This window comes from Paenibacillus alba, from assembly GCF_013204855.1.
GTDB classification, from domain to species: Bacteria; Bacillota; Bacilli; order Paenibacillales; family NBRC-103111; genus Paenibacillus_E; species Paenibacillus_E alba.
Genome location: NZ_JABMKZ010000006.1, coordinates 128,241 through 143,813 on the forward strand (window position 1 = coordinate 128,241; position 15,573 = coordinate 143,813).

The 15,573-nt window shown below is 46.2% G+C and carries 14 protein-coding genes; 13 read left to right on the forward strand and 1 reads right to left on the reverse strand.

Annotated elements, in window-relative coordinates:
• Positions 1 to 164: 164 nt before the first annotated feature.
• The gene (locus HQN90_RS10815; RefSeq protein ID WP_173218091.1) at positions 165 to 2,570 is read left to right on the forward strand and encodes a hypothetical protein; all 2,406 of its coding nucleotides are present in this window, start codon (positions 165 to 167) and stop codon (positions 2,568 to 2,570) included.
• Between the two features lie 275 nt (positions 2,571 to 2,845).
• On the opposite strand, the gene HQN90_RS10820 is transcribed toward HQN90_RS10815, so the two are convergent.
• Complete coding sequence (locus HQN90_RS10820; RefSeq protein ID WP_173218093.1) at positions 2,846 to 4,792, reverse strand: ATP-binding cassette domain-containing protein; 1,947 nt, start codon at positions 4,790 to 4,792, stop codon at positions 2,846 to 2,848.
• 142 nt (positions 4,793 to 4,934) lie between these two features.
• Here HQN90_RS10820 and HQN90_RS10825 point away from each other — a divergent pair, with 142 nt between their 5' ends.
• The 12 genes from HQN90_RS10825 to HQN90_RS10880 all read left to right on the forward strand — a co-directional run bounded on the left by HQN90_RS10825 (position 4,935) and on the right by HQN90_RS10880 (position 15,048).
• Complete coding sequence (locus HQN90_RS10825; RefSeq protein WP_173218095.1) at positions 4,935 to 5,762, forward strand: endonuclease/exonuclease/phosphatase family protein; 828 nt, start codon at positions 4,935 to 4,937, stop codon at positions 5,760 to 5,762.
• Between the two features lie 65 nt (positions 5,763 to 5,827).
• The gene (locus tag HQN90_RS10830; protein WP_079416014.1) at positions 5,828 to 6,457 is read left to right on the forward strand and encodes a 5-formyltetrahydrofolate cyclo-ligase; all 630 of its coding nucleotides are present in this window, start codon (positions 5,828 to 5,830) and stop codon (positions 6,455 to 6,457) included.
• Between the two features lie 15 nt (positions 6,458 to 6,472).
• Positions 6,473 to 6,961, forward strand: coding sequence for a cyclic pyranopterin monophosphate synthase MoaC (gene moaC / locus HQN90_RS10835; protein WP_275942559.1), 489 nt, complete (start codon positions 6,473 to 6,475; stop codon positions 6,959 to 6,961).
• Between the two features lie 51 nt (positions 6,962 to 7,012).
• Positions 7,013 to 7,504, forward strand: a complete 492-nt coding sequence (locus tag HQN90_RS10840; RefSeq protein ID WP_029197035.1) for a MogA/MoaB family molybdenum cofactor biosynthesis protein — start codon at positions 7,013 to 7,015, stop codon at positions 7,502 to 7,504.
• Between the two features lie 14 nt (positions 7,505 to 7,518).
• Positions 7,519 to 8,517, forward strand: coding sequence for a molybdopterin-binding protein (locus tag HQN90_RS10845; RefSeq protein ID WP_173218462.1), 999 nt, complete (start codon positions 7,519 to 7,521; stop codon positions 8,515 to 8,517).
• Between the two features lie 106 nt (positions 8,518 to 8,623).
• Positions 8,624 to 9,016 carry a twin-arginine translocase TatA/TatE family subunit gene (locus HQN90_RS39305; protein WP_173218098.1) on the forward strand — a complete coding sequence of 131 codons (393 nt, stop codon included), beginning with the start codon at positions 8,624 to 8,626 and terminating at the stop codon, positions 9,014 to 9,016.
• A gap of 70 nt (positions 9,017 to 9,086) precedes the next feature.
• Complete coding sequence (gene tatC / locus HQN90_RS10855; RefSeq protein ID WP_173218099.1) at positions 9,087 to 9,845, forward strand: twin-arginine translocase subunit TatC; 759 nt, start codon at positions 9,087 to 9,089, stop codon at positions 9,843 to 9,845.
• Between the two features lie 231 nt (positions 9,846 to 10,076).
• Complete coding sequence (gene groES, locus HQN90_RS10860; protein WP_028553854.1) at positions 10,077 to 10,358, forward strand: co-chaperone GroES; 282 nt, start codon at positions 10,077 to 10,079, stop codon at positions 10,356 to 10,358.
• A 95-nt stretch (positions 10,359 to 10,453) separates the two neighbouring features.
• The gene (groL, locus tag HQN90_RS10865) at positions 10,454 to 12,082 is read left to right on the forward strand and encodes a chaperonin GroEL (protein WP_079416006.1); all 1,629 of its coding nucleotides are present in this window, start codon (positions 10,454 to 10,456) and stop codon (positions 12,080 to 12,082) included.
• 137 nt (positions 12,083 to 12,219) lie between these two features.
• The gene (locus HQN90_RS10870; RefSeq protein WP_173218101.1) at positions 12,220 to 13,131 is read left to right on the forward strand and encodes a tyrosine-type recombinase/integrase; all 912 of its coding nucleotides are present in this window, start codon (positions 12,220 to 12,222) and stop codon (positions 13,129 to 13,131) included.
• 744 nt (positions 13,132 to 13,875) lie between these two features.
• Complete coding sequence (locus HQN90_RS10875) at positions 13,876 to 14,568, forward strand: helix-turn-helix domain-containing protein (RefSeq protein WP_173218103.1); 693 nt, start codon at positions 13,876 to 13,878, stop codon at positions 14,566 to 14,568.
• Between the two features lie 99 nt (positions 14,569 to 14,667).
• On the forward strand, positions 14,668 to 15,048 hold the full coding sequence (locus HQN90_RS10880; protein ID WP_173218105.1) for a hypothetical protein: 381 nt from the start codon (positions 14,668 to 14,670) through the stop codon (positions 15,046 to 15,048).
• The last annotated feature ends 525 nt before the right edge of the window (positions 15,049 to 15,573 follow it).

The following is a 15,573-nucleotide window of genomic DNA, read 5'->3' on the forward strand; positions in this document are numbered from 1 at the left end:
AGTGCAGAGGGGGGCGGTTTTCGCCTCTCTTTTTTTGTGGATAACGATGTGGATAAGAATTAGGTGCTCTAGATAAACCTTCTTAAATTGTCGGAACAATCCGTCGGTGGATACTTTTATGCTTGCTGGAAAATGCTAAAAGCAAAAACGGTGGAGATTAACGTATGCAATGGAAGAAAATAACCTGTATTGTGGGTATCTTAACTATTTTATTGGAGTTGTCCACAAGCGCGGAGGGAATGGGGGCTCAAAATGAGCCAGCCATCCACAAACAAGATTCATCCAAACAGGTGACGGTGGTTTCGATACCTAGCCTCTCTTTTCTGGAGCTGCGATCAGAGCAACTGGCCAAGCTGCCTTATTTTCGTCAAGTGACGGAGAAAGGGGGGATTGGAGCCATGAATATACGAACAGCGAATCGAGGGATGCGCGATGTGTATCTCTCTTTAGGTGCGGGCGAACCATCAGTGGGCATTGCGGACGTGCAGGCTTTTGCAGCCAAGGAAAGCTGGAGGGGTGCTCCCATATTGGATGTAAGAAAACGCTATGTTGGCAGTAATATAGGAGAAGCTAGTCCTAGAAGCGAAGCGGATTTGCTGATCGTACCCGATATAGTCAGGCTGCAGCGGCTGAACAGGAAGCTGACTTATGGACCTGGGCTGCTTGGCAGTCTATTGAAGGAATATGGCATTCATCGTTCTGTGATCGGGAACAGTGATTGGGGCAAGAGAACGACGATAGAGGAGGATAAAACACGGCGATACAGTCCGATGATGCTCATGGATTCAGATGGTTATGTGGATAGTGGATTTATCGGAAATGAAATCATGACCTCAGCTGTGGATAGACCTTATGGCATAGCTACCGCTTATGCACAATTGCTTGCATTAGGGGGCAAAAGTGAGAAACCAAGCCTTCAGCTTATTGAACTGGCTGATTTGAATAGGCTTTATGCGGATAAGGCCCATTATTCTGAAGCCCGATTCGACGAGCTGAAGGGGCAAATTTTAAAAGAGATGGACGAGTGGCTTGGTCAGCGGATAGCCAGAATGACAGATCGGGAGAGCATTTGGATTTTCTCACCGGAGGTGCATAGTGAAGCGGCTAAAAGCAAAGCGTATTTGTCCCCGCTCCTTCACTACACGGTGGATTCTCAAGCGGGAATTCTTGTTTCGGATTCAACACGCAGACCGGGTGTGGTTACGGCATCTGATTTTACAAGTACGCTGATTGATGAATTTAATATCCCTCTACCGTCGGGGCTTAATGGGATTCCTTTATCCACCATGAGAAAGGCGAATGCTCTGGCGGGACTTGAGAAGGAGCTCAGCAGTATGCAGACGATTTATCGGAGCCGCCCTCTGCTTTTGTATCCCTTTGTGACGTGTGAAATGGTTGTTTTACTTGTCGGCTTGCTGTATGTCCTATGGATGAAAAAAAAGGCGGCAGATTCACAGCGAGCCGAGGAGTGGAAAGGTGCCATGCCTGGGCGAAAAGTCGTGCATACGTTGCTCTACTCTCTGCTTGTAGCGCCAGCAGTTATGCTGCTTTTGGGATTGTTGGTGCTTCCTTTGACGAATGCACTGGGGGTAGAAGGCGCGATCTTATGGATGATCGTTCTTTTTATCGTGGGCTGTTTGCTTTGTTCTATTTTTCTGGAAAAATGGCCGCTATCCTCAGGCATGATCTGGCTGGCCTATGGCACGGTTTGGCTGCTCATGGTGGATGTCTGCACGGGCTCGCATGCGATGAAATATTCGCTGCTGGGCTATGACCCGATGATAGGCGCCCGCTACTATGGCATCGGGAATGAATATATGGGCGTGCTGATTGGCGCCCTTGTGCTTGCGGTGACGGCGGCTTTGCAGCGCCGTCATGATGCTTTGAGTCCCGCGCTGCGGGGCAGGGGGCTTGGGGCTGTGACTGTGCGCGCGGCTGCGCCGATCGCGTGCTTTTTGCTTGTGACGGGCTGCCTGGCGGCACCGTCACTTGGCGCGAACGCGGGCGGCGCGTTGAGCGCCGCGGTTGCCTTCGGCGTAGCCGGCGTGTACTGCTTCGCCGGCGAACGCTGGCGCGAGCTGCGCTTAGGCAGGGGCGCTGCCCTGCTGACTGTGCTGCTCGCGCTTGGGTTTGGGGCGCTGTGGCTGCTCAACAGCGCTGATTCTCCCGCGGCTGCCGCGCGGGAGAGCCATGTTGGGCGCGCGTTCCACGCGCTGCGCGCCGGGCAGCTCGATCAGATCGGACATCTGATCGAGCGCAAGCTGCGGATGAACGTGCATCTGCTGCGGGCATCCGCGTGGAGCAAGGTCCTCATCACGAGCCTCTTCGTGATGGCCGTGCTGGTGCTGCGTCCTAGCGGCCGACTCCGCGTATGGCAAAACAAAAACCCGTACTGGATGTACGGGTTCTCAGCAAATATGATCGGAGCCATCGCAGCGCTGCTGCTGAATGACTCCGGCATTGTTGCGGCTGCGACGATGATCATTTTCGTCGCGGTGCCGATGCTGCTCCTGCGTTTGCAGGAGCTGGAGGCGGAGATAGAGACGGGTCCTCAAATCCAGCAACAATAAGGCTGTTCCACAGCCCTAAGTAGCAGCAATTGAGCATTTACCACTCCCATAGAGCCGAAAAACAGCCTTATCAGAGATCAAATTCGCTGAAATTAGTTAATTCCACATCAATAAGGCTGTTCCACAGCCCTAAGTAGCAGCAATTGAGCATTACCACTCCCATAGAGCCGAAAAACAGCCTTATCAGAAACCAACACTCTGAATATAGCTATATCTAGCAAGCAATAAGCTTGTTTAACAGCCCTAAGCACCAGCAATTGAGCATACGCACCCAATCAAGCCAACAAAGTCTCCCACTCCTCATAAATCGCAGCCAGCGAGCTCTTCCGCTGTTCAACCGCGGCAGTCTTCTCTTGCACAAGGACGTAGTTGTTGTATACTTCTGGGTCAGCAAGCTCCGCTTCGAGGGCAGAGACTTCGTCTTCCAGTCGGGCGATGTCCTGTTCCAGCTGCTCCAGCTTGCGCTGGCGGCTGCGTTCTTCACGCTTAGCGAGCTTGTCCGCTTCGTATCCATTGCCGCTGGCAGGTTCGCTTTTTGCGGCGACGGAGCCGCTGGCGGCTTTTTTCTCGGCCTCTTTGGCTAGACGTTTCGTTTCCATTTCGGCAAGCTCGGCCTTTTTCTCCAGATAGTCGTCATAGTTGCCCAGATAGCTGGTGAGCCCGTCTTTTTGCAAATCCAGCATGCTTTCAGCCATTTTATTAAGGAAGTAGCGGTCATGGGAGATGAAGAGCAGGGTGCCCTCATAATCCATTAAGGCTGATTCCAGCACCTCTTTGCTGTACAAATCCAGATGGTTGGTAGGCTCATCGAGAATGAGAACGTTCGCTTTCTGCAGCATCAGCTTGGCTAGCGCGACACGTGCTTTTTCACCGCCGCTTAAGGCCGCGACTTTCTTGAATACGTCTTCGCCGCTGAACAGAAAGTTCCCCAGCACAGTGCGTATGCGAGCTTCCTCTAAATGCGGATACGTGTTCCACACTTCCTCCAGCACACTGTTCGAGGGGGTTAAGCCGGTTTGCTCTTGATCGTAATATCCGATGGTGACGCCAGAGCCCCATTTGAATGTGCCTGCATCTTGCTTATGTTGACCGATTAATGTTTTTAACAAAGTGGATTTGCCGACACCGTTGGGCCCGATAAGCGCGGCCGTTTCGGAACGGCGCAGCTGGAAAGAGACTCCGTCGAGCAGTCGCTTTTTGCCATCATAGGAAAGTGCCAAACGATCGACTTGCAGCACTTCTTTGCCGGACGTTTGGGCAATTTCAAAAGAAAATGAAGCCCGCTTCAAATCCCCCATCGGCTTATCCAGTCGATCCATTTTTTCCAGCTGCTTACGGCGGCTTTGCGCCCTCTTCGTCGTTGAGGCACGCACAATGTTGCGCTGCACGAAATCCTCCAGCTTCGAAATTTCTTCCTGCTGCTTTTCAAACTGCTTCATTTCGATTTCATAATTGGCTTCTTTGATTTCAATAAATCTTGAATAGTTGCCAGTGTACCGTTTGGAAGCATTGCGTTCAATTTCATAGATCGAAGTGACCAAGGCATCGAGGAAAAAGCGGTCATGTGAAACAACCAGAATAGCGCCTGGGTAACCCCGCAAATAACCCTCCAGCCAAGTTAGCGTCGGGATATCCAAGTGGTTGGTCGGCTCATCGAGCATAAGCAGATCAGGCTCTTCAAGAAGCATTTTGGCCAAAGCTAGCCGTGTCTTCTGTCCGCCGCTAAGCGTTTGGACAAGGGTATCGGGAGAAAATTGGCCGAATCCCATGCCGTGCAAAATGCCGCGGATTTTCGCTTCGATTTCATAGCCGCCTTGCTCGCGAAACCATTCGGAACGCAAAGCGTAACGGTTCATCGTGCTTTCGTATTTTTTGTCATCCGATATCAGATCAGGGTCAGCCATGATGGCTTCCAGCTCGCGCAGTTCTCGCTCCGTCTCCAGTAAGGAACTGAACACGCTGAGGAGTTCATTCCAAATGGATTTATCGGTTTGCAGTCCGCTGTTTTGTTTTAAATAGCCGATCTTCGTTTCCTTTGCTTTGAAAAGATCGCCGCTGTCATAGGACATTTCGCCGGCAATAATTTGAAGCAGTGTCGATTTACCGGCCCCATTCACGCCGACTAAACCAATTCGTTCCCGATCTTCGATTTGAAGCGTTATATTGGAGAGTACGGAACGTACCCCGTAATTTTTGGAAATGTTCGAAACCTGCAATAGCATCTGAAGCTACCTCCTGCTTATTAATGAAAGAACTCGTTCCACGTCACCTGCTATAAATCCCATCAATTCACTAGTATACACCATGCTGCAGCGCATCGTATGCTTAATTTTGCATCGATTCGGATAGGATGGGGATGAGCGAATGGGACTTTTGAGGCATACTAGATATGTAAGCTGCTTTATCTTGCTTTTCATATTGCTGCTGGGACTGTCCGGCTCGTCTATCAAAAGCATGCCATACAGAACAGTACTGCCCGTATCCATCCAAAAGGCATCTTCAGCAGGCTTGACGATAATCACGTTTAATATTCACCATGGTGAAGGTTTAGATGGTAAAGTGAATCTAGAGCGGATTGCTGAGCTCCTTGGACAGGAGCATGCGGATGTTATCGCGCTGCAGGAAGTGGATCGTTATCGATTGCGGAGCGGTTTCGTCGATCAAGCCAAAGCACTGGCTGAGCTGCTGGGCATGCAGATGCGGTTTGCTCCTAGTTTAACCTATCCAATAGGACAATATGGCAATGCCATTTTAAGCCGATATCCGATTGAAAAGAGCAGCTGCGAGCTTCTTCCAGGCGCCAAAGAAACCAGAAGTCTTCTTACCGCGCAATTGCAAGTGGGCACAGAATACATTCAGGTTGCTACAACCCACTTGGGACTTTCCAAGGAAGATCGCAACTTACAGCTCGCCCGCATTTCGGAGCTCCTGACAGACACAGAGGAACCGCTAGTCCTGACTGGCGATTTTAATATGGAATTAGATGCTTTTCAGGATAAAATGGACAACATGCAACTGAGTAACATCCCGTTGAGTCAGACAATGAAGGCGACATTTACAGATGGAAAAAGGATCGATTATGTGTTCACAAATCGGACCTATTTCGGTTCAGCACAGGCCATTCCGACGATTTGCTCGGATCATTCTCCTGTAATAACGCTCATTCCACTGGGGTCTCGGGTACGAGTATAGTTTTTTTCCTTGTTTATGTTAAAATGGGGGAAACCACTCCTCGTTAGGGAAGGGCTGAAGCTAGTATGAACATCCGAGAGCGGAAGATAGAGTTACGCAAAGAAATGGAAGAAATACGCGCCTCCATCGTATCTGGGGAGCGAGAAGAGAAGCAGCAGCGCATTCATGAGCGAATGACGAAGCTCTGTTCAGACAGGCTTCTTAACCATGGGTGGCAGGAATCGCCGGTTCCACCGACCATTATGACCTATATGCCATTTCGATCCGAACTGGATGTCGCTCCACTAATGGAGTGGTGCTGGCAGCAGGGAATTCGTGTGCTGGTGCCGAAGGTTGTAGCGGAGTCAAAAACAATGAATCTACATGTTATAGACAGCTATGAAGATCTGGAGAGCGGTGCTTGGGGAATTCGCGAGCCTCGAAATGATGTGTCGATTGAGCACGATTTGTCCACGATTTCCATGATCTTGGTACCGGGGCTTGCTTTCGACATGGATTTCGGACGACTAGGTTATGGCGGTGGTTTCTATGATCGCTTTATGCAACTATTTGCTGCGCGCGGACTGAAGCGACCTTTTGCGGTTGCAGCCGCTTTTGATAAGCAATTGATACCTGGTGTGCCTTCCTCCTGGCATGATTTTCGTGTAGACGGCATTGTCACCGAAAGCAAAATAGTTTTCAAAACAGAATCATAAAACGAGGTGAGTGATTTGCCCGATTCCTCTCCGTTGACCCATTTTAATGAACAGGGACGAGCTCGTATGGTTGATATTTCGGATAAAACCGAAACGAAGCGAACAGCTACGGCGCGTTCTACGTTAATCATGCAGCGTGAGACGCTGGATTTAATTAAGCAGGGTAAAATGAAAAAAGGCGATGTCCTCGCCGTAGCGCAGGTGGCTGGCATTATGGCCGCCAAAAAAACGTCAGACTGGATCCCGATGTGCCATCCCATTGCATTAACGGGTATTGATATTCAGTTCACGGACAATGGCAACGATGAATTATACATAGAAGCAACAGTGAAGACAACGGGACCCACAGGCGTTGAAATGGAGGCTTTAACAGCCGTATCTGCAGCATCGCTGACGGTCTACGACATGTGCAAAGCCGTAGAGAAGGGCATGCAGATTAGCTCTACAAGGCTAGTTCTCAAAACAGGCGGGAAAAATGGGGATTTTCACCTAGAAGAAAGTTGAACGTGACGCGATCGGTATCTCATTCAGTGAACAAGGGAGAGGTGACGAAGGATGCACTGGAAAGTTGCGATTTTGACAGCCAGTGACCGCGGTTACCGAGGAGAACGAGAAGACACTAGCGCTCAGGTAATCCGCGAGCTGATTGAAGAGGAAATTCAAGGCGAAATCATCGAATACCGGGTTGTTCCGGATGAGATGGATGAAATTATGGCTTCATTGATAGAAATGACGGATTATTATCAGGCTGATTTAATTTTGACCACGGGCGGTACGGGGTTGGCTCCTCGTGATGTAACGCCGGAAGCGACGCTCAATGTCATTGATCGGGTTGCTCCAGGCTTTGCTGAAGCGATGCGGATGATTTCCATGCAGAAGACGCGGAAAGCGATGCTGTCCAGAGCCGTATCCGGCATTCGCGGGCGTACGCTTATTATTAATTTGCCAGGCAGCCCCAAAGGCGTGCAGGAGAACCTGATGGCGATCATCGATCAGCTTCCGCATGCTCTGGGAATTCTCACAGGCAAAGAAGGTGATCATGGGTGAGCAGACACGAATCCATGCTGCGTGAGGTCAAGGTTGAAGATGCCATCGGCATGATTCTGCCCCATGATCTTACCCAAATCTTGCCCGGTGAGTTCAAAGGGCGCTTGTTTCGCAAAGGACATCAAGTGACCGAAGCTGACATCCCTGCCTTGCTGAGCATCGGCAAGGAGCATATTTATGCCATGGAGCTGCAGCCTGGCTATCTTCATGAGGACGAAGCTGCGCAGCGCTTGGCGAAGGCTATTGCTGGCGATAGCAGCCTCAGGCTGACGGAGCCGCATGAAGGCAAAGTCAACGTGAAGTCGGAGATTCACGGCTTGGCGAAGATCGACAAAGCGTTCGTTGACGCTGTGAACGCTATTGATGAGGTCGTGTTGTCGACAATTCGCAGCAACACGGTCGTTCAGGCAGGCGCTTCGCTAGTTGGCACGCGGGTAATCCCGCTGATTGTGGACGAAGCGAAGGTTGTTGAGGTCGAGCGCTTGGCTGCCGCTCGCCGTCAGGAGGGCTTCACCTTGCTTGAGGTGAAGCCATTTCGCAAGCTCCGCGTCGGCGTGATCACGACGGGCAGCGAGGTCTTCAAGGGCCGAATCGAGGATAAATTCGGCCCGATTGTGAAAGAGAAGGTCGCTCAGCTCGGCTCTGAGGTTGTAGACCAACGCTTCGCACTCGATGATAGCGAAGCGATTGTGGGAGAGATCCACGCGCTGCTTGCGCTCGGCGTGGATCTGGTTCTGGTCACGGGCGGCATGTCCGTGGACCCGGATGACCGCACGCCAGGCGCGATCAAGCAGGCAGGCGCCCGTGTGGTCAGCTACGGTACGCCGATGCTGCCGGGCTCGATGCTGATGATCGCCTATCTGGGCGATGTGCCGATCATGGGTTTGCCAGGTTGCGTGATGCACGACCCGTACACCTCCTTTGATGTTCTGCTGCCGCGTATTTGCGCAGGCGAAACGATCGTCCGCAGCGATATTACGGAGATGGGGTACGGCGGCTTTTATCAGTGTTAACATAGTAGAGGGACGCAGTTCCCTCTGTTTCATGATGCGAGAGCAGACGGGCGTTTCGTTTCAATAGTTTTAGTTGATGTCGCAACAAATGATGGAGATGACAGTCATGTTCCAAAATATCGGTTTTACCGAGCTCTTATTGATAGCTATCGTTGCCCTCGTTTTATTTGGTCCGCAGAAGCTGCCCGAAATTGGGCGTATGCTCGGGAAAACGGTGAGGGATTTCAAGAAGGGTGCACATGCGCTGCTGAATGATGAACCCCAAGCGCCTGCTGCATCCAATCAAGCAGATTCACCGTCTCCGCAAGCAGCAGCTCCCAACTCAGTCACGGAAACGAAGCCAGCTGAAGCAGTGGCATCTTCGAAGCCAGCTGTGGAGTTTATCTCCTCCACTCCTGCACAAGCTGCGGCCTCCGATGAAGGAGTGCAAGTCCCTCCGGCAGTCGCACCTGCGGCAGCGTCCGCAAAACCGAGCCAAACGCGGCGATTGCCCGATTAGCCGGTTTCTTATTAGCATACCAAGTGCTACAGCCCTTCAGGCTCATTCTACTTGCTCAGGTTGGTGAAATATGACAACGAACGAAGAAATGTCACTCGTAGAACATCTCGGCGAGCTCCGCAAGCGACTCATGTGGATTCTGGCCGTCTTGGTGATCGGGATGGTTGGCGGGCTGATCTCTGCCAAACCAATCATTAAGTACTTGAAAAATATCCCGCCCGCCAACACGATCAGTTGGAATGTGTTTTCCCCGTGGGATGCCTTGCGCTTATATATGAATTTCGGCCTGGCCGTGGGTATTCTGATTACCTTGCCGGTTATTTTGTATCATATCTGGGCATTCGTGAAGCCTGGACTGCGTGAAGTTGAGCAGAAAGCCTCGATCGTCTACATTCCTTATGCCTTTTTGCTTTTTCTCGTTGGGTTATCCTTCGGATATTGGGTCGTTTTTCCGATGGCTTTTTACTTTACTTCATCCATTAGCCGAAGTCTTGATATCACAGAGATGTACGGTGCTGCGCAATATTTTACATTCATGTTTAATATCATTCTGCCGCTCGCTATCGTGTTTGAGATGCCGATTGTCGTGATGTTCCTGACCAAGATCCGCCTTTTGAACCCGAAACGTCTGCATAAATTCAGAAGATATGCTTACATGCTGCTCGTTATTTTATCTACCGTTATTACACCGCCAGATGCGATATCCGCGATTTTAGTTTCTTTGCCGCTCATTGTACTGTATGAATTCAGCGTCTTTATGTCAGGATTCATCTACCGCAAGCAGCTGATTAAAGATGCCGAGTGGGCGCAGGAATTTGGTCCCAAATAAGAAAACAGTCTGCCACTTGGGTGCAGGCTGTTTTTCTATGTTGCGGCGAATATTTGTTTTTCATTTGGGTAGAATGAGGGGGGTGTCCAAAAGTTTGAAAAATGTGTAAAAGGACTTGCAAATTGCGTCCAGAATGAGTATCATAAGAATTGTTGTTAGCACTAAACACATTCGAGTGCTAATAACCAAAACAACACCCATTACCAATTTTCTAAAGGAGGCTATTTTTCCATGATCAGACCGTTAGGTGATCGAGTAATCATTGAAGCCGTTGCGAAAGAGGAGACTACAGCAAGTGGTATCGTGCTGCCAGATACAGCGAAAGAAAAACCACAAGAAGGTAAAGTTGTAGCCGTAGGCGCAGGCGCGTTGAAAGATGGCGTTCGTGTTCCGCTTGAAGTAAGCGAAGGCGACCGCATCATTTTCTCCAAATACGCTGGAACTGAAGTGAAATACGAAGGCCGCGAACTGTTGATCTTGCGCGAAAGCGACATTCTCGCTGTATTAGCCTAATTTAGCAGGATATAGATCGGCAACACGTATACTTAGTTTTTACATTTTAACTACTTACTATGTAAGGGTTCTAAATCAGAGGAGGTTTCCTATTCATGGCAAAAGAAATTAAGTTCAGTGAAGACGCACGCCGCGCGATGCTTCGTGGGGTAGACGCTCTTGCTAACGCTGTTAAAGTAACTTTGGGTCCTAAAGGCCGTAACGTTGTTCTTGAGAAAAAATTCGGCAGCCCGCTCATCACCAATGACGGTGTTACGATCGCGAAAGAAATCGAGCTTGAAGATGCTTTCGAAAACATGGGAGCACAGCTTGTTAAAGAAGTTGCTACCAAAACAAACGATGTTGCTGGTGACGGTACAACAACTGCAACGGTTCTAGCACAAGCTATGATCCGCGAAGGTCTGAAAAACGTTACTGCAGGCGCTAACCCAATGGTTATCCGCAAAGGTATCGAGAAAGCTGTTAAAGCGGCTGTAGAAGAGCTTCAAGCTATTGCGAAGCCAATCGAAGGCAAACAATCCATCGCGCAAGTTGCGGCAATCTCTGCTGCTGACGAAGAAGTAGGCGAGTTGATCGCTGAAGCTATGGAAAAAGTAGGTAAAGACGGTGTTATCACTGTTGAAGAATCCAAAGGCTTCTTGACGGAGCTTGAAGTTGTAGAAGGTATGCAATTCGACCGTGGATACACTTCCCCTTACATGATCACTGATACGGATAAAATGGAAGCTGTCCTTGACAACCCATACATCCTGATCACAGATAAAAAAATCTCGAACATCCAAGAAATCTTGCCTGTTCTTGAGAAAGTCGTTCAATCCGGCAAACAACTTCTGATCATTGCTGAAGATGTTGAAGGCGAAGCACAAGCAACGCTTGTTGTGAACAGACTTCGTGGCACATTCACTTGCGTAGCTGTTAAAGCTCCTGGTTTCGGTGACCGTCGTAAAGCTATGCTTGGCGATATCGCTGCTCTAACTGGTGGTCAAGTGATCACTGAAGAGCTTGGTTTGGATCTGAAATCCACGCGTCCTGAGCAATTGGGTAGCGCACGTCAAGTACGTGTAACCAAAGAAAACACAATCATCGTTGATGGTGCTGGCGACAAGAAAGACATCGCTGCACGCGTAACGCAAATTCGCTCACAATTGGAAGAAACAACTTCCGATTTCGATAAAGAAAAACTGCAAGAGCGTTTGGCTAAACTTTCTGGCGGCGTAGCTGTTATCAAAGTTGGCGCAGCAACTGAAACTGAGTTGAAAGAGCGCAAACTTCGCATTGAAGATGCTCTGAACGCAACTCGTGCAGCTGTTGAAGAAGGTATCGTATCTGGTGGTGGTACTGCACTGGTTAACGTATACAACGCTGTAGCTAAAGTTGTAGCTGTTGGCGACGAGCAAACAGGCGTTAACATCATCCTGCGCTCCCTCGAAGAGCCAGTTCGCACAATCGCAGCTAACGCTGGTCAAGAAGGTTCCGTTATTGTTGAGCGCCTAAAGAACGAAAAAGTAGGCATCGGCTACAACGCGGCAACTGGCCAATGGGTGAACATGTTCGAAGCGGGTATCGTTGACCCTGCTAAAGTAACGCGTTCCGCACTGCAAAACGCAGCATCCGTAGCAGCTATGTTCTTGACTACTGAAGCGGTTATCGCTGATAAACCAGAAAAAGACAAACCAGGCATGCCTGATATGGGCGGCATGGGTGGAATGGGCGGCATGATGTAAGGCTTTTGAGCCGAAGCATCGGAAAATAGTGTAGGTTATTTCTAGGCTATTTTCGCCCAGTTGTGAGAACTGGTCACGTAAAAAATTAGTTTCAAAAGTATAGACTACTTCCTAAAAAACAGGAGGTAGTCTTTTTTATGTTATTAAAGTTTGCTTTTCAGGATTTTCTGGATGATAGGAAGTTTAAAAACACAACAGGAAAGAACATTAGAAATTATCAAACGATGCTAGGGGAGTTTGTGAACTATTGTATTCAGCATGAAATTGTAAGCGTAGAGGACATTACATTTAATCATGTACGTAAACATCTTATGGAATGTCAAGAACGTGGTAATATAGCAGGTTCGATCAATACTAAACTTATGCGAATTAGAGCATTTTTGAATTACATGGTCGAGTGTGAAGTAATAAAAAAGAACCCTGCTCAACAAGTGAAAATGCAAAAAGAAGATGTAAAGATTGATGTTTTTACAGATGAGCAGATAAGCCAGATGTTGAGTTTTTACAGGCGTATCAAACAAAGAGATAAAAGCTATGTTGCCTACAGGGATTATGCAATAATATTTACAATTCTTGGGATAGGTATAAGAAGATCTGAAATTATCAATCTAAAGTGGTCAGATATTGATTTTGTAAATCAAACCATTGCGGTATTCGGGAAAAGTAGAAGGAGGGATATCCTTCCGATAACTGATAAGTTAGTTAAGGAATTATCTGCATATCAAATATATTGTAAGCAGCATTGGGGAGAAATAAGTGAGTTTGTTTTTGTGAAGAGAGACAATACGCAGATGACTGAAAATGCATTGATGTTAGTATTTAAGTACCTTAGACAGAAAATGAATTTTAAAGATGTTAGAGTGTCTGCTCATACTTTTCGACATACATTTTGTCATCGACTTGCTATGTCTGGAATGAGTGCATTTGCAATTCAAAAGCTAATGAGACACCAAAACATTACCGTTACCATGCGGTATGTTGCAATGTGGGGGAATGAACTAAGAGAACAGAATACAAAGTACAATCCACTCAATAGTATTGACATATAAGGGTGGACAAATATATGACCGAATCCACAATCAATCAATCCAGACCATCCGTCAAAGAAAAGTACTTCATTCATGAACCAAAGCAACGAGTCATACAATACCAGATCCGCACCCTACAATATCTCCAACACCATATTACTAAATTCGTACTATCCCAAAATTCAGCACTTCACTTAGGTGTCCTAAATCAAATATTCCACATCATTCACACGCTACCAAATAATCTACAAGCTCAACTAGCACCATCCATACAACAATCTTACCCTATCCATTTAATGCCATCTAGAGCCACCAGAATCAATTCTAAGCTTTCGGAATATGAAAGCATCGTACATGAAGAAAATGAACTCCTAGACAAGCTCAGAACGTGTCAGAGTATAATTGAAGCGATCTTGTATGCATTTGCGGAAGAAAGAGACTCAATTCACTTGTTAACTGTAGAGGATGTTCTAATGGAGATTCATTCCCTTGAGCTTGAATTGCGTACCGAGTTATTACATTTACGATTAGATAAAGTAATTCATCAATGGAGAAATTTACAGTACGACAGTTAAAACTATACTTTAGACCGTTCGATACTACATTTTGTATTTAACGGTCTTTTTTTAATTTATTATGTGCGGTGTTTGATAGGAGTATTGAGATAAATGAAAGTAAATTAACAAAACTAAACAAAAATATTGACATCAATGCAAAACTTTCATATTATATGGTTATACCAATACAAATGAGGGGATGGTTAAAATGATAGGACTTGAATATGTATGTCAGGTATTTAATAAGGGCAACAAAGAAATTGGAGAAAAATTGAATATAAATCCAACAAACATTAGTAGTTGGTTTAAGGGAACAAGAGAGATACCTACTAAGTATCTAAGCGAACTATCCAAAATCTTTAATGGTCTATCACCTGAGTATTTCCAGAAGGAACTCACAAGGGTAGATGAAATTAAAATCCGCATTCACTACATCGAGAAAGGGTTGAATTGGGAAGAACGACATAGCGAAGAATCGTTTAAAGTGCAAGATGAAGATGGGAATATATTACTTGATGAAAAACATCCTGATGAATATAGTAGTCAGCTACTACTTCTACATAGTGAATTGAATAAACTAATAAAAACAAACTCATACCAAGACAGAATCCAAACACTTTTTGCGAAAATTGATGCGCTAACAGTTGCACAAAAAGTTCAGATGTTTAAATACAAGAATCCAGAGGACTTTACTATGGAAATGCTTAACAGTTACCTAGATTTTCTGACAACGTTTAGAGTTAAAGATATTTCCGCTATTGACCTAATAATTGACTACTTTATGGACTACAAGGGTATCAATCAAAGCAAATGGACAGAGCAGGATGTATTCCCAAATGAGAAGCAACTTGCCTTCTATAGTGATTTAGAAGAACTATTGAATAAGCACAACTTACTTTAATCTTTCTCGCCATTTGATTAGACTGTTGCTGAGCATAAACCTCTCTAGCTCCAGTTTCGGACAAATGTAATATAAAACAAACAATAGGAGATAAAAACCATGACTACTACTGTAAACCAGACTACAAAAAAGAAACTAGAAAATTTGAAATTGAATAAATTGAAGCTTGCAGCAGATATAAAAACAAAGAAGATTTTAATGAATAATCTACTACATTATTCAAGTACTATGAGTGAAGAAATAGATTTCGAAAGCTTAGAATCGCAGCTCCTGTTACAGTTGATGCTCAAGTATAGACTTGAAAAAAAGAATCTCAGATTACAAATAAAAACAATGAAAACTAATCCAAGAGACAGTAAGGATTTCGAGAAATCCATAAAAGCATTCGGAATTGAGGAGACGTTGCAACATATAAACGATTCGTTAAATGATGCTAAGTTTGAGTATGATGAAGATAGCGATAAAATTGTCATTACATAAGCATCAGCATTAGAAAAGATGAGAAACCAACAATAAGCTATATAAACATTAACAATTTACATTATTTTACAAATAAAAGATTTTGTGATATAATATTATAGTGAGGAATCAATATAAGAACGTGCAGCCCAAGAGAAGGGAATGTAGCCTTCTCTTGTTTGTGCTGTCTAAATATATGAAATATGAATGGGTGAGTCGAATGGAGTTACAAGAAGAATATCGTTTAAAGCGATTGCTTAAACGGATCAGGTTGAGGGAAATATCTGAGCACCTTAAATGTACATTAGGTCTATTAAGTAACTGGGAAAATAATCGTACAAGAATGTCACAGGAGAAAGTAGAGCTTTACATGAAGTACATTGACAGCAAGTGATAAATAGAAAATTACATAGGAACACTGGAATCGTGGTATCTAAGATCACGTTTATTTGTTGTTCGAAAAATTCGTGGGAAGGAGAAAAAACGGTATGAACAATAATGACTACTTCTATTGTTATAGTCCAAACTTATTTAGCTATTTGAAGC